Source organism: Georgenia wangjunii (assembly GCF_036421975.1).
GTDB lineage: Bacteria > Actinomycetota > Actinomycetes > Actinomycetales > Actinomycetaceae > Georgenia_A > Georgenia_A wangjunii.
The window spans coordinates 269,114-288,907 of sequence record NZ_JAZGON010000002.1; the positions used below are offsets into that span (position 1 = coordinate 269,114).

Annotated in this window: 17 protein-coding genes; 6 read left to right on the top strand and 11 right to left on the bottom strand. The window is 65.5% G+C overall.

Annotated elements, in window-relative coordinates; translation table 11 throughout:
• Positions 1–30: 30 nt before the first annotated feature.
• The 3 genes from V2J63_RS05210 to V2J63_RS05220 form a co-directional block, all read right to left on the bottom strand.
• Positions 31–882, bottom strand: a complete 852-nt coding sequence (locus tag V2J63_RS05210) for a carbohydrate ABC transporter permease (protein WP_331229944.1) — start codon at positions 880–882, stop codon at positions 31–33.
• Complete coding sequence (locus V2J63_RS05215; protein ID WP_331229945.1) at positions 879–1,712, bottom strand: carbohydrate ABC transporter permease; 834 nt, start codon at positions 1,710–1,712, stop codon at positions 879–881. The genes V2J63_RS05210 and V2J63_RS05215 overlap by 4 nt, the downstream gene beginning before the upstream one ends.
• A gap of 170 nt (positions 1,713–1,882) precedes the next feature.
• Entirely contained in the window at positions 1,883–3,196 is a 1,314-nt protein-coding gene (locus V2J63_RS05220; RefSeq protein ID WP_331229946.1) for an ABC transporter substrate-binding protein, read from the bottom strand.
• Between the two features lie 461 nt (positions 3,197–3,657).
• On the opposite strand from V2J63_RS05220, the gene V2J63_RS05225 reads away from it, so the two are divergent.
• Together V2J63_RS05225 and V2J63_RS05230 are read left to right on the top strand one after the other, a co-directional pair.
• On the top strand, positions 3,658–4,029 hold the full coding sequence (locus tag V2J63_RS05225) for a DUF1622 domain-containing protein (protein WP_331229947.1): 372 nt from the start codon (positions 3,658–3,660) through the stop codon (positions 4,027–4,029).
• On the top strand, positions 4,026–4,328 hold the full coding sequence (locus V2J63_RS05230) for a hypothetical protein (RefSeq protein ID WP_331229948.1): 303 nt from the start codon (positions 4,026–4,028) through the stop codon (positions 4,326–4,328). Before V2J63_RS05225 ends, V2J63_RS05230 begins: the two co-directional genes overlap by 4 nt.
• Positions 4,329–4,361: 33 nt before the next feature.
• Here the strand turns inward: V2J63_RS05230 and V2J63_RS05235 are convergent, their stop codons facing one another.
• Together V2J63_RS05235 and V2J63_RS05240 are read right to left on the bottom strand one after the other, a co-directional pair.
• Positions 4,362–5,213 carry a sulfurtransferase gene (locus tag V2J63_RS05235; RefSeq protein ID WP_331229949.1) on the bottom strand — a complete coding sequence of 284 codons (852 nt, stop codon included), beginning with the start codon at positions 5,211–5,213 and terminating at the stop codon, positions 4,362–4,364.
• 284 nt (positions 5,214–5,497) lie between these two features.
• Positions 5,498–7,468 carry an NHL domain-containing thioredoxin family protein gene (locus V2J63_RS05240; protein ID WP_331229950.1) on the bottom strand — a complete coding sequence of 657 codons (1,971 nt, stop codon included), beginning with the start codon at positions 7,466–7,468 and terminating at the stop codon, positions 5,498–5,500.
• Positions 7,469–7,739: 271 nt separating this feature from the next.
• Between V2J63_RS05240 and V2J63_RS05245 the strand changes: the two genes are divergently transcribed.
• Complete coding sequence (locus tag V2J63_RS05245) at positions 7,740–9,269, top strand: OLD family protein (protein WP_331229951.1); 1,530 nt, start codon at positions 7,740–7,742, stop codon at positions 9,267–9,269.
• A 173-nt stretch (positions 9,270–9,442) separates the two neighbouring features.
• Here V2J63_RS05245 and V2J63_RS05250 read toward each other — a convergent pair whose 3' ends face one another.
• Positions 9,443–9,811, bottom strand: coding sequence for a hypothetical protein (locus tag V2J63_RS05250; RefSeq protein ID WP_331229952.1), 369 nt, complete (start codon positions 9,809–9,811; stop codon positions 9,443–9,445).
• 712 nt (positions 9,812–10,523) lie between these two features.
• On the opposite strand from V2J63_RS05250, the gene V2J63_RS05255 reads away from it, so the two are divergent.
• From V2J63_RS05255 to V2J63_RS05265, 3 genes are all read left to right on the top strand, one after another.
• The gene (locus V2J63_RS05255; protein ID WP_331229953.1) at positions 10,524–11,231 is read left to right on the top strand and encodes a hypothetical protein; all 708 of its coding nucleotides are present in this window, start codon (positions 10,524–10,526) and stop codon (positions 11,229–11,231) included.
• 360 nt (positions 11,232–11,591) lie between these two features.
• On the top strand, positions 11,592–12,377 hold the full coding sequence (locus V2J63_RS05260; RefSeq protein WP_331229954.1) for a hypothetical protein: 786 nt from the start codon (positions 11,592–11,594) through the stop codon (positions 12,375–12,377).
• 180 nt (positions 12,378–12,557) lie between these two features.
• On the top strand, positions 12,558–12,770 hold the full coding sequence (locus V2J63_RS05265) for a hypothetical protein (protein ID WP_331229955.1): 213 nt from the start codon (positions 12,558–12,560) through the stop codon (positions 12,768–12,770).
• Positions 12,771–13,300: 530 nt separating this feature from the next.
• Here the strand turns inward: V2J63_RS05265 and V2J63_RS05270 are convergent.
• The 5 genes from V2J63_RS05270 to V2J63_RS05290 all read right to left on the bottom strand — a co-directional run bounded on the left by V2J63_RS05270 (position 13,301) and on the right by V2J63_RS05290 (position 19,337).
• On the bottom strand, positions 13,301–14,035 hold the full coding sequence (locus tag V2J63_RS05270; protein WP_331229956.1) for a hypothetical protein: 735 nt from the start codon (positions 14,033–14,035) through the stop codon (positions 13,301–13,303).
• A 672-nt stretch (positions 14,036–14,707) separates the two neighbouring features.
• Complete coding sequence (locus V2J63_RS05275; RefSeq protein WP_331229957.1) at positions 14,708–15,478, bottom strand: hypothetical protein; 771 nt, start codon at positions 15,476–15,478, stop codon at positions 14,708–14,710.
• 600 nt (positions 15,479–16,078) lie between these two features.
• Positions 16,079–16,441 carry a hypothetical protein gene (locus V2J63_RS05280; protein ID WP_331229958.1) on the bottom strand — a complete coding sequence of 121 codons (363 nt, stop codon included), beginning with the start codon at positions 16,439–16,441 and terminating at the stop codon, positions 16,079–16,081.
• Between the two features lie 93 nt (positions 16,442–16,534).
• Complete coding sequence (locus V2J63_RS05285; RefSeq protein WP_331229959.1) at positions 16,535–17,278, bottom strand: hypothetical protein; 744 nt, start codon at positions 17,276–17,278, stop codon at positions 16,535–16,537.
• Positions 17,279–17,984: 706 nt separating this feature from the next.
• Positions 17,985–19,337, bottom strand: a complete 1,353-nt coding sequence (locus V2J63_RS05290; RefSeq protein WP_331229960.1) for a hypothetical protein — start codon at positions 19,335–19,337, stop codon at positions 17,985–17,987.
• Between the last annotated feature and the right edge of the window lie 457 nt (positions 19,338–19,794).

Consider the following 19,794-nt stretch of genomic DNA (forward strand, 5'->3'; position numbering starts at 1 on the left):
ACCGCACGCCCCAGCGACGCCACTCTCACCTCAGCCCTTGACCGCCCCGGACAGGAAACCCTGCGTCACCTGCTTCTGCATGGCGACGAACAGCACGATAACGGGGAGGATCGTGATGAGGGTTCCGGCGGCAAGGGGTCCGATGTCGATCGAGCGACCGCCCAGGAAGAGGTAGAGGCCGGTCGTCAGAGGCCGGTACTGACCGCCCGGCAGGTAGAGCAGCGGGACGAGGAAGTTGTTCCAGTTCTGCAGGAACGTGAACACTGCCAGCGCGCCGGCGCCTGAGCTGACCAGGGGCACCATGATCTTGCGGAAGATCTGCCACTCCGAGGCGCCGTCGATCCGTGCCGCCTGTTCAAGCTCGGTCGGCAGGTCCGTGAAGAACGCGCGCATGAAGAATGTCCCGAAGGCGAGCCCCGTCGTCGCGAGCACGAGATTCACCCCGAGGAGCGTGTTGAGCAGCCCGATGCCTCGGAGCTGGAAGTACAAGGGGATCATGTAGGTGAAGAACGGCACCAGCAGGCCGAGCATCACGAGGTAGAAGGCGACCGTGCGCCCGGGGAAGGGCAGGCGGGCGAAGGCGTACCCGGCCATCGTCGACAGGACCACGACGAGGATCGTGCTCGGGACGCTCAGCAAGAAGCTGTTGAGCAGGTAGTCGCTGAAGTTGCCGACCGTCCACGCGGTGACGACGTTCTCCGCGGAGAAGGACGAGAAGAAGCCGAACGGGTTGACCTGCGCGTCCTGTGAGGTCTTGAGCGCCGTCGAGACCGTCAGGATGACCGGGAACACTGCCAGGAGCGACAGCACGATCAGGAGCACGTGCTTGTTGACCAGCGCGACCCGCCGTCGTGGAGAAAGGGTGTTGTCCTGGGTCGTCATGCGCCCGTTCCTTGCATCGAGAGGCGTCGTTGAAGTCGGTTGAGCGCGATCGTGAACGGGATTGCGAGCACGGTGATCAGCAGCGCGAGGGTCGTGCCATAGCTGATAAGGCTCAGCTGGAAGGCGTTGCTGTAGGCGTAGGTCCCCAGGACGTCGGTGGCACCGGCCGGACCGCCACCGGTCATGACGAAGATGATGTCGAAGACGCTGAAGCCTCCGATGAGCGTGATGGTGGTGACCATCAAGAAAACGGGCATGATCTGCGGCAGGATGATGTACCACAGTCTTTGCAGCGTGTTTGCACCGTCGAGCCGAGCGGCATCGACCAGCTCGACGTCGACGTTGCGCAGAGCCGAGAGAAAAATGACGAAGACGAATCCGGAAGTCGCCCAGATTGCGGTCGCCAGCACCGCGTACAGGGCTGTGTCGGGGTTCCCTAGCCAACCCGTCTGCCACTGCTCCAGCCCGAGCAGCTCAAGGACTCGGTTCAGCCAACCTCGGATGGGGTCGTAGATCCAGCTCCAGACAACACCGATGGCGACCTGCGGCAGCACGTACGGCAGGAAGAATGCCACCCGGTACAGGGCGCCCCCACGCCGCACGGTCCACATGAGCAGGGCAAGGGTCAGCCCGACGACCAACGGTGCGACGGTGCCGATCAGAATCCAGATGCCGTTGTTCTGCAGAGCGGCCCACACACGTGGGTCGGTGAACATCTCAGTGAAGTTGCCCAGGCCGACGAAAGGGGGCGTCGGGTTCAGGCCGTCGAAGTCGACGAACGCGTAGTACACCGCGTTGCCGAGAGGAAACAGGAAGAAGACGGTCACCATGAGCATCACCGGCGCCACCAGGAGCAGACCGAGACGGGTCTGCGCCTTGCGAGTGACCGCAGGTGGCTCGTATCCCCCCAGGCGGGGGCGCCGAGCGACCGCACGTTGTGTGGCCGCCGGCACCCCAGTTCGCTCAGCCGCGGGAGCGGGCTGCGGGATGCTGGCGCCCGTCACTGCTGGGACGCCTCCTCCAGGCTCTGCGCGACCTCTTCGGGGGTCGCTTGGTCGGAGTAGATGGCCTGCATTCCGTCAAACATCGCCTGGTTGAATGCTTCCTCCATGAGGACGTCGATGTTGACGCCGAAGTCTCCAGCCCCCGCACCGAACTCCGCGACGTCAGCGAGGACCTCGGCGAAGAGCGGGGAGACGTCGACACCGTCCATGTCGGTCGGGAAGGGCGGGATCACATCGATGTTCTCGATCATCCAGCGGCCGTGCTCGGGGCTCGCGAGGAAGTCGACGAGCTGGAGTGCCTCCTCCGGGTGCCGGGTCTCCGCGGTGATCATCGGACCGGAACCGAGCCCGGCGGCAAAGATGCCGCGGCCGTCAGGGGCTGGGAAGGGGAAGAACCCGGCCTCGAAGTCGGCGTTCGCCACGATCCCGTCGACCAGCCAGCTGCCCATCGGAAGCATCGCTGCGTCTCCGGAGAAGAACAGTGCGTTGCCAGAGTCGTACCCGACTGACGTCGGGAAGGGCGTGAGGTAGCCGGCCTCGTACCACCGGTCCCACACGGCGATGGCCTCGACGACCTCCGGTGAGGTCCACGGCTTCTCGCCTTCGATGTGCTGCTCCATCCCGTCGGACCCCACCGCGCTGGACAGCGCCATGCTCAGCTGGTGACCGCCCTGCCAGCCTTCCTGGTCGCTGATCGCGAACGGTATATAGCCAGCGTCCGCCGCGATCTGGGCGATCTGCTCGAGGTCGGCCAGGTCTGTCGGCTCCTCCAGGCCCAGCTCCTCGAACAGGGCACGGTTGTAGAAGATGCCCAGGGTCTCCATCTCTCCGGGAACGCCGTAGACCATCCCGTCGTCGGTCGTCACACGCTCCTGGGCGAAGTCGTAGACCTCCCAGCCGAATTCCTCGTAGGCGTCGGCGAGGTCGTACAGGAGCCCGGCTTCTGCCAGCGCACCGCCGAAGCTGGGACCGGATCCCCAGTTGAACACGTCCGGAGCGTCCCCGGACCGGAGCTGGGTCTGCAGGACCGTCTGCATCGTGTCGAAGGGCAGTGACGACAGCTCGACGGTGATACCGGGGTTCTGGCTCTCGAACTCGTCGAGCCGCGAGCGCAGCCGCGCCTCGGCCTCGGCGTCCTCGAGCGACTCGACGAGATACCGGAGGGTGACCGTCTCACCATCGCCGGCGGTGGCGTCCCCAGCGGTGTTGGGCTCGTCGCCGGTGGTTCCGCCAGTGCCGGTGCACGCTCCGAGCCCCAGTGCGAGGGCAAGAGTCGCGGCGGCGGGGACCGTGCGGTGGGAAAGTTTCATGGTTACGAGCTCCTCGCGTCGATGTCACTCGGTCAGGCACGTACCGTCGTACCGTCGTCGCGTCGTCTCACATGCGTGAGGTGCGAGGCCACGTCGTTGTGTCTTGCAAACATCTTCGTGTCTTGCAGACAATCGCTGCAGGACGAAATGGTAACTGTCAACGGGGCCGGAGCGAAGGAACGTGAGAAAAGCGCCGGGTTGAAGCTCGACGATCGGCACGGACCGGCGTCGGTCGGGCAACTCGGCCTGGATGGCGACGACGGCAGCGTCTCGCGCCCGCTCGACGAAGTCCATCTCGATTCCACGGCGTCGCCATCCGCCCCGTCATCCCCCTCACGCGCTCAATAGACCTCACTTGCTGGCGACGAACGACACTTGCTGGCGACGAACGACGTCCGAGTGGGATGCCCGGTTGCGGCCCCGACCCCGCGGGACGACGGTTGGCTGCCTGGAGGTGAGCGATGCCGGAGGATGTGCTTCGGGAGGCTGTGCACTGGCTCGTGCTCGTCGTCGAGACCGCCGGTGCGGTCGTCATCGGCGTCGGTGCCGTCCTGGCGTTCGGAATGTTCGTCGTCGCGCTGATCCGGCGTGACCTCCGCGGCTTCGTCCGGGTGCGGCTGCGGCTGGGGCGGTTCCTCGCGCTCGGGCTCGAGTTCCTGCTCGCTGCCGACATCCTCGAGACGGCCGTGGCGCCGACCTTCGAGGAGATCGGCAAGCTCGCCGCCGTTGCGGCGATCCGGACGGCGCTCAACTACTTCCTCGCCAAGGAGATCGCCGCGGAGCGTCAAGAGCTCGGGGCGGACGGCGAGACGCCCGAGCACCTCCCGCCATGACCGGCATTGCCGGCGAGATCCTCGCCGGAGCGGCGCTAGCCGTCTTGGCGGCGGGCCTCCTCATCGGGCTGGGCGTCGCCGTCGTCGCCGGCGTGCGTGCCGGTGTCCCGGTGCTGCTCGACTTCCTCATTGCCGCCGGACTGCTCCGCCTGGCGGGGGAGCCGTCATGGGGTGAGACGGCGACAACGGCGCTCGTCGTCGTCGTGCGGCACCTCCTCACCGCTGGCCTGGCCGCTGGGCCAACCTGGCCTGGCCTGACGGCGACCTCCCGTTCCGGACACCGTGAGGCGGAGGCTTGAGTCGGTGGTGGCGGTAGCCGCCGGCCCGAGAACTCAGGCGGGACCGGTCGCCACCGGGCGGCTCGGGTCGGTGATCCAGTGCGACCACGAACCGGGGTAGAGCGCGGCGTCGATGCCGGCCTCGGAGGCGGCGAGCACGAGCTGAGCGGCGGTCACTCCGGATCCGCAGTACGCGACCACCGGCCGACCGTCGGCCACGACCGCTGAGGCGAGAAGCTCGCGCAGCTCGGACGCGGGTAGGTAGCGGCCGTCCCCGCCGAGCAGCCGCGTCGCTGGCAGCGAGCGCGCACCGGGGATGTGCCCGGCGACCGGGTCGACCGGCTCCACCTCGCCTCGGAACCGCTCCGCAGCGCGTGCGTCGAGCAGCACGCCAGACCGGCCGGCGGCGATCCCGTCCGCGTCAACCGTCGGCATGCCGTCGGCGATGGTCGCAGGCGCGGCGTCGTCGTCCTCCGGAACCGGCGGAGGCGCGGCGGCGGGGGAGACCTCGCCGGTCTCGATCGGCCCACCTGCGGCGAGCCACGCCGGCAGCCCGCCGTCGAGGACACGTACGTCGCGATGGCCGATCCACCGCAGGCACCACCACGCGCGCGCCGCGGCCGCTGCCACGCCGCCGTCGTACACGACGACGCTCGTGCCGGGCCCCACGCCGAGGCGACGGAACGACGCGGCCAGCCGATCCGGGCTGGGGAGCGGGTGCCGGCCACCGGCGCCGCGCGGGTCGGCGAGGTCGGCGTCGAGGTCGCAGAAGACGGCGCCCGGCACGTGCCCGGCCCGGTAACCCTCGTAGTCCGACCCGGCGAGCGTCCAGCGAACGTCGAGGAGGAGCGGGGCGGCGCGCTCGAGCTCCGCGTGCAGCTCCTCCGGCCCGACGAGTGCACTCATCGTGCCACTGTCCCACGCCGGGAGACGCTCACGCAGCGTGACGCCGAGGGCCCGGGCGCTCGTCAGCATGGCGCGATTCCGCCCCCGTCCGAGGACCGATCCGGGGTGAAGGCCTCCGCCCGCTGCGCGGTCCCGCCGTCCGGCGGGGGCGCTGAGGCCGACCTCAGTCCGCCATGCCCAGGAAGACGAGAAGGGCTCGCTCGACGTCGACGAGCTGGGCGGCGGGAAGGTGTCATGACGAAACTGTCCTGGCGGTTGCCGGACAAGCTGGCGACCTGCCTCGCTCAGCCGTGCAGGGTGAGGACGAGCTCGCTCGGCCCGCCCTCGACGACGCGCACCGGGATGCCCCAGTCCTGGGTGGCGAGGTGGCAGGCGGGGAACTCCACGGACGGGTCGCCGTCACAGGAGGCGGCCTTCGCCGTCACCGACAGCACCGCCTGGACGGTAGGGGCAGGCGCTGCCCCGTTGCCGCCGTCGGCGTCCCCGTCGGTGCCCGCACCGTCGTCGACCGCGCTCGGCGGCGCGAGAGTCAGCGTCAGGCGTCGCTCGAGCTCGGTGCCGGTCCCGCCGCCGGCGACGAGCACCTCTGCCGGTGACGCGCCGACCTCGAGCTGGGTCGAGGGCCCGAAGCGGTCGTCGAGTTTCTGGCCAGGCGGCGGGGAGAACACGACGCGCAGCGTCACATCGGGCGCGACGTCCGTGACCGGCCGCGCGGTCCGGTGCGCGGCGCCGTCGTGCCGGCTCCCCGCGCCGCCCGCGGGTACCGGTACGCGGGTGAGTCGGTGCGCGGCCGACTCGACGACGAGGAGGTGCGCACCGGCGTCGACCACGAGGAGCCCGGACGGCTCGGCGAGGTCGCTCGCCAGAGTGGTGACCTCGTTGCTCGCCGGGTCGTAGAGGCGGACGGCGCCGTTGTAGGTGTCGGCGACGGCGACGCGGCCGTCGGGCAGCGCGGCCACGCCGAGCGGGTGCTGGAGGAGCGCCTGATCGGCGGCGCCGTCGCGGTGGCCGAAGTCGAAGAGCCCCTGCCCGACGGAGGTGCGGACCTGCTCGGCGGCGAGGTCGACGTAGCGCAGGGCGGAGGTCTCGGCGTCGGCGAGCCAGATGCGCCCGTCGTCGCCCTCGGACAGCCCGGACGGCTGGGCGAACCACGCCTGCATGAGGTCGCCGTCGACGAGGCCCTCGTTCCGCGTCCCGCCCGTCCGGCGCAGGTGCCCGCCGACTGGGTCGAACGTCCACAGCGTGTGGTCGCCCGCCATGCCGACGACGACGGCGCCCGCCTGGGTCGACCAGGTGACATCCCACGGGGAGCACAGGCGAATACGGCGCGCGGGCCCGTAGTCCTCGGTGGCGGGCTCGTCGCCGGGGAGGACGTTGTCCGGGGCGCCGACCATGAACTGCTCGCCCGTCCCGGCGAGGGTGGTGACGTGCCCGTCGGAGAGGCGCACACCACGGAGGAGGTGGTTGACGGTGTCGGCGACGACGAGGTCGTAGCCCACCTGGGCGGCGACGTCGGGCGCCAGCAGCGCGAGGCCGTTTGGCTCGCTAAACGCGGCGGCATCGGGCGAGCCGTCGGCGCGGCCGCGCGAACCGGAGCCGATCGCACGGACGAGGGTCTCGCCGTCGGGCGCGAGCTCGACGAGGCGGTGGTGGCCGGCGTCGGCGACGAGGAGGTTCCCGCCCGGGAGGTCGATCGCCTTGGCGGGGAAGCGGAGGAGTCCGGGCGTCGGCTCGGGCGGGACGTAGGGCCCCTCGCCGCGGTGGAGGGTGCCCTTGGCCTCGTGCTCGGCGATGAGCTGCTCGAGGAGGACGGCGAGGTTGGGCGTGTGCCCCTCGCCGGCCATGTGGGCGACGATGTAGCCCTCGGGGTCGATGAGGACGAGCGTGGGCCAGGCCCGCGCGGTGTAGGCGGACCACGTGACGAGCTCGGGGTCGTCGAGGACGGGGTGGGCGACGTCGTAGCGCTGGACGGCGGCGGCGAGGGCGTCGGGGTCGGCCTCGTGGACGAACTTGGGGGAGTGGACCCCGATCGTCACGAGGACGTCGTGGTAGCGCTCCTCGAGGGGGCGGAGCTCGTCGAGGACGTGCAGGCAGTTGATGCAGCAGAACGTCCAGAAGTCGAGCAGGACGATCTTCCCGCGCAGGTCGGCCAGCGAGAGCGATCGGCCGCCGGTGTTGAGCCAGCCGCGGCCGAGGAGCTCGGAGGCGCGGACGCGAGGTGGGCGGGTAGCGCGAGACGGAGGTGCCGACGTCATGGAGGACAGCCTCGCACGGCCCACGGGTGCGCGGCGGAGCCCGCCATGGTCGGCGATTCTGGCGCGCGGAGGCGCGCGGTCATGCCGATGAGCGCGCGGTGGGTCGGCGACTTCGCGAGCTTGCCGGGTGGCGGCGACGTCGAGGTGGCTCTTGGACTGATTCGATCTGAACGAGCTTCGGAGTTGTGGACGCGCTGACACGAGAAGCCGTTGGCAACCAGTTCACTCGAGTTTTCAACGGTTTCCCAAGATGCGCAGGTACGATGCCTAGATGCACGAGCGAGATGTAAGCGTCGACCGCCGGGTAAGGGTCTGGAACCGACTTCACTCGGAGTCAGCTTCCCACCAAGTGCTGCGCGTCGCGATCCAGTCGTCGAACGTGTTCGCCGCGCAAGTGCTGGACATTCCTCGAGGCCTTGCCTTAGTGGGTCGGCACGGAACCGGCAAGTCGACGTTCTTGCGCTTGCTAGAGATGGCCTTTGGTCAAGAATCGTACGCCAACCGATATCCTGACCGCGAAGGAACTTGGACACGAGAGGCGCTCTGGGAAGCACCCGACCTCACTGGAGTCATCGACGTCACTACTCTCAGTCCGCACGGTATTCTGGAACGACGCGTTGATCTGTCGATGTCGCAGGAGGAACGCTCGGAATTGTGGGGCGACCTGAAGGAACCACCGGAGCCGTGGCACATAAGTGCCTTGAGCGTTTTCAGCGATCTTCAGTTCTTGTTTCAGGAATACCCGGGCGTACGCGGAGCCAATCTCGGTGAACTCCAGCACCAGTATACCGCTCCCGAATTGCAGGTTCTTTCCACGATCCTCGGACGAAACTACGATGAACTACGATCGTACGCATACGTCGTCGACCATCTCGAAGGCCGCGACTTCATCGAACCATTTGTCCGAGGGTGCGTCAATGGCCGACCGGTCGAAACAGGCTCGATGGGCTCGGGTGAAGTTTGGGTGCATTACGTTTTAGCCCACGCACTGCGCCTCGACTGGCCGGGACCCCTGCTACTCGACGAACCCGAGTCGTTCTTGTCCCCGCGGGGACACAGGCCCTTTGTGGACGAGATCGCACGCCTCTCGTTGGCCCGCCAGCAGCAGGTGATCGTTGCGACACATTCGGAGCAAGTAATGTCACGCTTCTCCCTAACGGCGATGCGGCTGGCGGTCGAAACCGAAGACGGCACAATGCTGGTTGCACCAAGCTCGCAGTCCCAGGTGCGTGACGCACTAGGTTACGACTCTCCGCTGTCATTGATACTCGTCGTTGAGGACAGGTTCGCGGCAACAGTGCTCACCACATCAATCTCGCAACTCGCCCCAGGGTTGCTTAGGAGCATCGAAGTTGTGCCTGCAGAGGGATCGGACGATGCGAGACGCGCTGCGCGTGTCCTTTCCGCGCTGCGTCGCCTACGGTGCATAGCAGTACTGGATGGCGACGAACGATCAACTCGTGGCAAAGGCGCAGGAGTGCGGTTTCTCCCTGGAAGTCGCAACCCAGAGGAGGAGCTACTTACTGCTGCGGGCAAGCATACTGATGTGCTCGCGAGCGAACTGGGGCGATCAGTGGCTGACGTGATGGCCGCGATAGACAGATGTAGCGCGATAGAACATCAGTACATACCGCAAACGTTCGCCCGATCCCTTGGGCACCAGGAAGCCGTCGTTATCCGGGCGATGGTGAAGTGCTGGCTAGCGGCGGACGAAGCGCTTCGTCAAGCGACTGAACTAGTTAGCGAATTCGAGTCGATCGTCTTTCCTTTGCAAGAGACGTCTCACGTCGTTGATTCATGACGTGCGGACCCGGCGGTCGTTGACGCCTCGCGAGTGGCCCCACGCGCTTCGCCAGCGCCCGCTCATGTCGCGTGCGGTGCGCGCTCATGCCGCGGTTCGTGCAAGGTCGAACCACGTGCAGCGCTGCCGCTTCCGGTCGCTCGTGATCCCGGACGATCTCCTGTCCAGCGTCATCAGCCGAAGACGGTGAGGAGCCGGCTCCTGATAGCCATGGACCCCTTGACCAGCAACGCGACGCCGAGCACGACAACGACCATCCCCAAGACCATGCCGGCGGCGAGAGCTCGCGTCCCGACATGTACCCCTACGCCGCCCAATGCCAGTACCAGCGCGGGGAGTCCTGCTCGCAGCTCCTCGATCCCGCCCCCCGAACGCGCGAGCCACCAGTTCAGCGCCGAATAGGCTGCCGCCGGCATGGCGCTGATGCAGGCGATCACGAGTGCGAGGACTAGCACCTTGTCAGCGAAGTGCACAGCACCGGCCAGGAACGCCCCGAGGCTCGTCCGGGCATCAGTTGGCGTTGGGTTGGCCTGTTGAACCACGGGCTGAGCAGAGCCACGACAAGGCCAATGACGATCCCAGATACGACCTTCATAATTCTCCTCCAAGCGATGGCGCCTCACCGTACGGCTGGGCGACAGTGTGATGGGACCCTCTGACACGCACGCTCGCGTTGAGCCGAGGGAGGAGCGACGACCCGCGGACTCGTGCCGCCGCCCGCGTGCTCAGCAGGCGTCCGCATATGCCGCCGATCGCGCGCGGCGTCACCCTCGAGCTGCTGGCCCGCGGTCGTGCCGATGAGCGCAGGCCAACCCAACAACCGCCGAGCCGCCTGGGGCGACCGACCGACTGTCTCGCTCTCTCCCTCGGGTGACCTGGCACCTCGCCAGGTCGACCCCACGTTGCACTGCGACATCTGCCACGCCCGCGCCCGGTTCGTGAAACAGGCGACTCCACTGCGCCACGAGCCGCGGAGATCTCTGCTGCGTAAGCGCGGGCAATGCCGGCCTGCTGCCGCCATCCCGCTTGAATCGGGCTCGTCGCAATCGCCGAGTGGCAGACCTACGTCGACTACCGTCTGAGGCATGGAGCCGACCGAGGCGTTGTCGTCGATCGAGACAGTGTTACGCAACGCGATCCGATACGCGTTCCCCAACGGTGAGTGGCAAGGACGCCCCGGCTCCCCGACCCATACCGAACTCGTGGAGCGTCGAAAGCGCTGAGCGAAGCAGGCGCAAGAGCGGCGTAGTTCCGGTGGACCTGCTGGAATACGCGATGACGCATGACCTTACCGATCTCATAGAAAAAAACTGGGAACGATTCAAACCGATATTCGACGACATGCCGCGGACTAGGGAGTATTTCCGACTAGTGAAAGACATCCGAAATACAATTGCTCACAATCGTGCCTTACTCCCATTCGAACGTGACCTCGTCTCGGGCATAGCCGGACATCTCGCCAATCAAGTGGCATTATACCTAGGGAGCGCTTCGGTGTCAGGCTACTACTACCCTGTTATAGAGAGCGCTACGGACAGTTTCGGCCAAGAGGGCAACACCCTGTTGTTGGTCACGTCGAGCTCACCAACGTCAGGCCTCATCAGAGTGGACGTCGGTGAAACGGTGAGACTTTCCGCACGGGCAATCAGTGCGCGAGGGAGGCCGCTTCATTGGCGACTGCACTCACCCTCGACGGCCCATCGCACCCACGAACGAGATCCCGATACGGCTTATGCTTACGACTTCGATAGGTGGACGGTCGATGTTGGACGCGGGGAGGTGCTGGAGTACGACTACACGTTCGCGCCCGGTGACGTCAGCGAGTATTGCGAACTCCGACTCTACCTGGCGTCCGAATCGAAGTACCATCGCAACCCATCGGGAGACTACGGGCAGAGCGACGGGCCGTTCGACGATCATCGTCGTTTCTATTACGCCGTCAATCCGCCAGAAGAGGAGTAGTGTCTGCCTCAGCTCATGGCGTAGGCCCGGTTTCACGAGTGAAGTACTCCATCGGACTGTGTGAGCGCCGGTCGGCTGTCAGGTCAGGCGTAAGGCCCGTCCGGTTCAGTGTGCGGCGTCGTAGGCCTCGTGCCATCGACCCCGTTGTTGTCGCTGCCTCGGCTCCACCGAAGCACATCGCACCGTCCCCCGGGCGGCTGCCGCTTCGGTGCGCGCTCATGCCGCGAGCAGCACGGGCGGCATAGCGTTCCGTCATGCCGCTGTCGCCTCCGCCGTGCCGATCACGGGATGAACGCATTGCGGCACGAGTGAGCGTCTCTTAGCCGTGTCGGTGGGCCCTCGTAGCCTCAGATCCGACGGATGGCAGGCGCGACCGAGGAGATGCAGATGGGTCTGGAGACGGCTGTCGCCACGGTGACGGGACTCATCGCTCTCGGCGGTGTGCTGGCCGGGATGGTCGTGCTGTGGCACCAGCATCTGACGCACCGCGCTCACCTGCAGCAGGCGGTCCAGGATCATCGACGCATGCATCGGCTGACCACTCGTCTCGCTGGGTGCGTGGTGGAGTTGGAGCAGATGCTGAGCGCCGGCTTGCCGTCCGCAGGCTCGGGTCATCTTCCGGAGCCCGTCGCCGGCCACATGACCTACTTGTTCGGACTGCGCGACGAGCTTGACGTGATCGGTAGCCACGCGGCCAGCCACAACGCCCGCATCGGCTGGGCGCAAACGTTCCTGGAGCGCGCCTCCGCTACCGCGCGACGATGCACAGCTTCCCAGTCCGCCCTGGACGAGGCGGCGGACGCCCTCTCGGGTGCGGCCCGCGCCTACGAGGAGGGGTTCGTCGCCGCCTACAGCAAGCGACGCATTGGCGCGGCGGTTCGGGCGCCAGCCGATCCACTGCTCATGCTGTCCGAAAAGCGCGCCAAAGACATCAGCCGCAAGCGCGTGACCTTCGATGAGCAGATGCGCCTGCTCGCCACCCACATCAACGTGCGGCATCCGGCCCTGCGGCACTACAAGACCACCTGGCCCATCTGGACCTCAGAACTCGGCGCGTTCGACGGCGACCCGTACCGCGGAGAGATCCGACCGATCGGTCACGACGGGTTCGGGCCCGTGCCCGTCCTGCATCCAGACGCCCGGTAGCAAGGCCGGGATGACGCGTTGCGCCCAGTCATGCCGCGGATAGTGGAGCTCAGTCCTCTCGACGTGCGGACGCGCGACGATGGCGTTCGCTCGGATACACGAGCATCTGCCGTGGGGTCTGCACGACCTCCTTCTGCGCTTGTCTTAGTGTTGCGGAACCACTCGACAAAGGGGCGTTCAATGTTCAAGGTCGTGACGATCGGCTCGGACGGCACTCGAGAAGAGGATGACGAGGTTTTCGAGACAGAGGCCGAGGCTGAGCAGTACGGCCAGCAGATGTGCAGCGACTACAGCCAGGGGGCGACGGTCCTGCACATGCACAACCCAGGTGATTACCCCGATCCAGACGATGAGATCGACTACGAGGTCATCCAAGTTGATGACAGGGACTGATCCGAGCCAGTAGAAGACGTACGGCGAGATCGATCTCGAGACCTCTGAAGCGGCGTCTCACTGGGCAGAGCGGTAATCAGCACATCACGAACCGCAGCGCAGGTGCCGGACTCGAGGCCCGCTCGCGGCGCATAGCGTTCGCTGCGGCCATCCGGTCATGCCGCGGTGCGCGCGCGAGGAGTCGCAATTGGTTCACCGGTGGGGAGGCTACGACGCCCCCTTGCTCCGATGTTCGGGGTCTGATGGAGACATCGAAGACCCGGAATGATCCCAGCATGGTTGCACCCGTGAGTACCCGACGAGTTCGTAAGCGCGCGAAGAGGATGGTGATCGACCCTCGCACGGACCCCGAGCCTCGCACCGGTGCACTCAGCCGGATCGCCGAGCAGCTCGGCGTCCATTCCGAGGCGCCCACGTAACTGGGTCAAGCGCGCCGAGAGCGACGAGGGTGGGTGTGTCGCACCCGCCTGCGGTTCGCGAACGCGATCCTCCAGTACCTCGTCGTGGGTCGAGGCTGAAGGTGGCCCGTCCTACCACTCGCTGTGCTGCGGGTAGGCCGTGCACTCGTCCACGCTGTCCGCCGTAATACCCGAGCCATTCGCCATCGACTCGGTATTGGCAGGCACGAGATCCGGGTAGGCGTGGCCGCCGCCGACGATTGCGCCGTCGGCGTTGCGGCAGATGATGCCGATGCGCACGTTCTCCCATGGCTCGCTGGTGTCGTTGGTGAGGCGGACCTGCATGTTGCCGTACTCCTCCAAAGTGACCGGTGCCGGCTCTATTTCCGGCAGCGGCTCTGTGGGCATTGCGTGGTCCGACACGGCGTACGTGGCGTCGATGCGCGCGGCGCGGGCCTCGCCCACCGAAATCTGAGTGCCGATAGCCAGGGTGCTCTGCTCGCCGGTGATGTGCTCGACTTGCTCGCCGGAGGCGATCAGCTCGTCAGCCTCATCGAATACGTTGAAGTGAACGGTGATGAACTCGCCCAGATGACCGCTGGTGTTCACGAGTGCCGCTGCCCAGGCGTACTCTCCGTCCTGGCCGATGCCGACTTCCTCGATCGTCACCTCGTCCGCGGGCTCGGGCTCCGGTTCCTCCGTCTCCTCCACCTGCGCGGAAGTGACCGGCGGGGCGTTGACCTCCTCCTGGTCGTCGGCGGCGACGGTGGACGAAACCGTCTCGGGCGCTGAGGGCTCATCTTCGGCGGCGCATGCAGACAGGGCCAGGAGAGCGGCGGCGGCGAGGGCAAGGGCGGTGGAACGCACGTGGCGAGTGCCTTTCTCGAAGCTCGTGAAGGGGACAGCGAAGTCTCGTTGGTGGCGCTCCACCTTACGGTAGTGCCCTTCCCCGTCGGCCACTGCGGATCCGGCTCTACTTCGCCTGAGATTGAGGGGTACCAAGGATCTCGCGCAGATCGCCTCTCAAGGAGAGGACTTGCTCATTGTCTCGGGACACCTCAGTTCGCCGTCGCCAAATACATCGAACTCATCCACAACCGCCAGTGCCTGCACAGCACGCTCGGCTACCATTCCGGCCGGACCCCTGGCCACCACTTGTCCGCCCGAAGACATCACACTTTCCCTTGACAATCCAGGGCGCTGTGCGGGCCTCTGATCGAGACGTGCAGTCGAATGAGGGCGTGGCACCGCGCGTGTCCGTTCCGTGGTCCCGGTAGGCACAGTCACGACTTATGGACACGCGGACATGCCGCGGTCCGGGCGACTACGCGCGCCGACGTGCTCCCGGCGATGACGGCGCATCGGTCGACTCCCCGCAGGAGGTTCCGCGACGGCACTCAGATTCCCATGCCGGATGACCAGCCCGACTGCGGGTCGTTACACGCGTGTCGGCAGCCATGTGATGGTCATCCATGGATGACGTTGGCGCTCGGTCGCCCGCTATCCCGAGCGGTCATGGAAGCGGTTCACAGCCCTTGGTCACTGAGGCCGGAACCCGCTACGAGCAGCGACCCGGCGCTGGGCGAGGTCGTTCGCGAGTTCGGCCGCAATCTCTACCAAGTTGCCGACGCGTACAAGTGCAGGACCGAGATCGCTCGGCGTGTGAGCAGCCTGGTTTCGCACCCTTGTTAACTGTTCGATCATGTCGACATGCCACGACGACACCCAGTTGCTCCGATGGAGGTCTCGTGCCAGTTTACGCACGGGAATGAACGGAGTCCGACCAGCTGCCGGAGGCGCTTCTGCGACGTCCTCGGCGAGGCCACGGAGTTGTTCCTCCATCTCTCCGTACACAGACAACAGCGCGCTCTTAGGTGAGATTGCCATCAATTGACTGCGACGCGCAGCGTCGACAAATAGCGGGATTGTGATGTCGTCTGCTGGGATCACCGGTTGTGCACTCGGTGGTTGGGCCATGCCGGGCTGCTCATCAGGCTTGCGATCTGCGACCGCCTGTGCTTCGTCGGTGGCCGCGTCCAATTCCCCGAAGTCGTAATCGTAGTCCTTGAACTTGCCCCGAACCGGAACCGCGCCCACTGCCGCGAGTATGACCATGATCGAACCGGCTGTCACAAGTGACACCTGGCCGGCTCCGTCCAGACCCTTGCCGAGATGGCCGATGCTCATGACTGCGAGCATCAAGAGTCCGCCGAGGGCGAGGCCAATCCGAACCTTCGCGGCAAACTGCAAGGATCCCGCACCCGGCTTTGTCACCCTCGCACCCTCAGAATCATCGAGACCGTCGGCCACCCGCAGACCGTAGCAGGACTCGTGGTGTGCGGTTCGAATGCGACTCTAGCGCGCTCAAGTGTTTGAGGGGAGGAAAGTTGTCGGCAAGCTTGTGGGTGTGCACGTTACCGCGCTACTTCGGCGGCGGACCGGTGATGCTACTGGGGGTGCGCGCTCATGCCGCCGTCCGAGCGCTCGCCCGATGTGCCGCTTCGTTGTAGCGAGGTCGCGTGGGAGCATGCCGTCATACCGCACCGGTTCGCGTTTGTGCCTGGTAGGGCACCCCAGTGGGGCGCGTTTTTCTGGGAGCCGTCCATCGACGGGCGGTTGCTACGTCACCACCTGAACCTCATCCGGAGGAGCTGCACCTCCACCGGGGAGTGCTCGGCGCGGTCGGCGAGGACGTTCCTGTCATGGTTCACAGCTGGCCGGTCGGGACGACGCCCGACGGCCTATGAGACGTTGACTCGGGGCGATACCTCGCCAGCACACCACCCATCCGCCGCCCCCGCGCGCGCCGGCGTCCGTTACTGCCGCTGTCCCGCTGATTTCGCCGGCGTACGTCACGAGGAGGATCGCGGGGCTTCAACTCGACTCGGCGGCCAGTACGGCGCGGTGCAGTCACGAAGCCCGAACAACGATATTCACCGTTACCACGGCGCCGACGACGGCGATCAGTTGCCCTGTCACGTACGTGACGTCGAAGACGAATTCCAACGCGAGAAGCATTCCGCTAACGGCTCCGAAGAACGCAGCCGCGAGGGGAGCTTCCAGCGCTGCCACTAGTAGACGCCGATTAATGAGGCCCGGTCGCGCAGCCAGACCTAAAATCCGCAGTCGGATGGCCTCGACCTGCTTGGCGCGTTCTTCGGCTCGCTCGCTACTACAGCGAGCCATCGCGTCCTGAACGCTTGGCGTCCATACATTGCCGAGGATCGACAAGGACACAGGCCGCAAGATCCCTATCCAGAAGCCTGCATCCACGAGCCCTCCAACTCGACCAGCGCCGGACCAGCACCGGCGACACCGAGGAGATGAATCGCAGCTTCGGCGTCAGCAACGAACGGATAAAGATGGCTAGGAGTGTGCAACCAGATGCCGGAGGCCGAGGTACTCGATCGCGTACGCCCGCAACTGAGACGGGTAGAGGGAGCGATCAGGGTCCAAAACTAGCGGTGACGTCGCCAGCGCCTCGACGGGCGTTGCATGTAGGAGCTGATTGAGAACTGGGACGCCATCGGCGAGCATGAGGCCCAAAGCAGACTCGGGACGCAGGAATAGGTGGTCACCGACCAACTTCACTCCTACGGACTTCGTCCACCCCACGTCCCGGAACGCGTCTAAGATCTCCGAATGGCTGCGGCGCTCCAGGTGCAGACTCATCTCCCGCAATTGGGGATCACCCCCCGCCCTACCTGTCGTCGCAGGGTCGGGCATTCGCTTGTGGATGGTGTTGCGTAAGCTCAGCACTGCCCTAAGAAGCTTACCACCGGCTACCTCAGGCTCCATCAGTTCAACGGCATCGGGAGCGTAAGGACGAAGTTTCCTACGATACGGCGACTTCTGCCAACCCATCTCGCGGTAATTCGACATGCCAGCTAGCAGCCCATTGACAATAGCGAGTGCATCGAAAACACCAGCCATGTGCACGTAGGCCAACGTGACCGCATCCAGCACCTCATCGCTAACCTCGATGGTCGGCGGCCCAGTTCCAGTGCCAGGCAGGATGAGCTCGATATGAATGCGTTGGACCAAAATGCGGCTGACTCGTCTGAGAGCAGAGGAAGTCAGGTCACGCACCTCTCCGTCAAGTTCGCTCACCGAACTCGCTTGGTGTGCGACGGTGAGGCGCGCCCACAGATCCTCGAACCCCGGAAGGATCGCACGAGCCGCTCCTTCCGCCAGGTGAACGTCAGGGATAGTCCGCAGATCACGCCCATGCAGAGGATGGTTCTCTGGCACAGAATCCAAAATCTGTGGTTCGAACGAATGAAGCAGCACCGGTCACATCTCCCATGCGCAGCGAGTCACGACTTAGTTCCCGAAGGGTGAGTACGAGGGCGTGTACGTCACTGGCCCGTTCGACATTTACGAGGACAAGCTCTTCACATCGTGGCCGGGCCCTCGCTCAACCTACATCTCCCCCTAGGCCCCGGTGACGCGAGGTCTCGCCGTTCTCGGGTCGGGTTGACGTTGGCGTGCGCCGGCTGAACAGCCATCGGCGGCCGGGCACCCGGTCTGGCCGCTGGTCGGTACGGGCGGCAAAGCATTCCACTCTAGCCCTGACACCGTCCGAGCTTCACCGGGAGCAGTGCGATTGCGGCTCGCAAGCGGCCGGCGGCCGCTGTTCGGACGCCGTGGCGTCCTTATGCGCCTCCGCCGCCACAATGGACCTCCAGCGTGGCATCATCGCGGTTCGCCCCGACCGAGTCGCTGTGAGCGGAGCGTGCGATGAGGCTTACGTTCTCACAGGTCATGGGGCGCCATGCCGATACTCGGCCCTCAGGTGCCCCCACGGCGGCGGATGTCACTTGGCAATGAAGTTCCGTAAAGTGTCAACAGCGTTACCCAGGATATTTACATCGAGGTGCTGCACACAACGCCATACTGCGAGTTCGTCGAGTCGGTGCTCTAGGATCAGGAAGTCGATCCGCTTACCGGTGTGCGCGATAGCCCATTCGATATGCTCGGCTTCTATCGCAGTGACAGTCCGACCGTCGCTTCCACCGGCTCTAGCGAATAGCGCATCACCTTGCCGGCCGAACCGGTCGGGGGTTGCGGAGCGCCGCACATATCGCGCGATATTCTTCTGCAGGTCGTCGTACGCCTCGTCCAATAGCGAGTTGAAGTCCAGCAGCCTGAAAAAGCTTGTGACTTTTGCGCGTGGATCCTGCGGACGGAAGTGGACATGGAGCCGGCTCAACTGGTCCCGCACAGGAAGGCACGCCCAGGCACAGGTGGTGCCTAGGCCATTCTTCTGCACGCGGTTTACCACACGCTGTGCTCCACGCACGGCCTTCAGTGACCGCTCTCGATTTTCCGCGTCCAACGTGTCTTGCAGCCGTGGCTCATGGGGGGTAAACAGAGCTTCACTGGCATATGCCCGCGGGGCCTCGCCTTCCAGCCACAATACCGTGCCGGAAGAGCCGCGATCGATGCTCGAGATAGCACGAGATTCGCGCGACTCCACTGCGTGGCTTCGATTACTATATGCAGCGTCCGCTAGGAGTATCATGGCCGTCTGGAAATTCGCCAGCTCCCGTGTTGATTCGCTGACCAGGGCTGAATTGTCTCGCGACCGCGCGACAAGACCAGTCCGGCTGAACAGCAAGAATACGAGAACCGCGAGCGGAATAAGCGCCACAACAAGCGTCCCAATGGAAGCCATCGTCGCCGCCTGTGGGCTGTCGATCGGCGGAACGAAATCCGTCGCAGCCCGCAAGCCATCGGCCATGGCTTGCGGCCAGTACGAGAACGATACGATAACGATCGAAAGGAGCAGCGAGAGAATAGAACGTCGCCGGGCGAACGGCGATAGAACCGCTGTGACAGCACCGCCGATGCGAGCAGTGATCGAGTGGAATGCAACAATTACGCCGAAGCCCCACGCGGGCGCAAACACTGCATGGCGCCGACTCTGTCGGTCTTCTGCGGTATTCCTGACCGGGAAACGCCTCGACAACGGGAGCACGAGCGCGGCTGACCCCGCGTTCGCGGCCTGCAGGAGCAAGTTGATCAGCAACCCTGCAGCGAGCGCGGACAATGACAACGCTATGTAGGTGATTGCGACCTGGATTGTTATTGCCACGAAGTCGCTTGAGCTGTGATCGTGAATCCAGCCGTAGAACGCGGCTGTCGACGACTTTAGTTGCTCAATCATCACGTTGACCCTTCGCGCCGGTTTCCAGTGACATCACCACTTCGTACCTGCGTCCACGAGTCCAGCCCCCGCCCGTTCGCGGATCAGTGACGGCCGTCGGCACGCCGGTTCCGCCGCCGCCTCTCGAGGTGCTCCACGTCCGAGGTGTGCACGCCAGCGCCCAGTGTGTGCAAAGAACGGCTGACGCGAGTCAGGCGTACGATCCGTCCACACGCGACGCATCCGCCTTCCTACTATCTTGTCCCTGCGTGACGCCGGCGGGGATAAAACGCGCCCATGTTCGAACCGCATCCGCCGTGCCGTTCGATGATGGTGAATCTCGTCGGACTTCAGGAGGAATGCGTATATGCACAACCAGCGGGCAATAGCAGCGCATCACGGCACCTCACCCTCGGATACTGCCACAACGGTGGACACGCGTACGCGATTCTGGCACCCGCCGTCGGGCGCCGGAGTA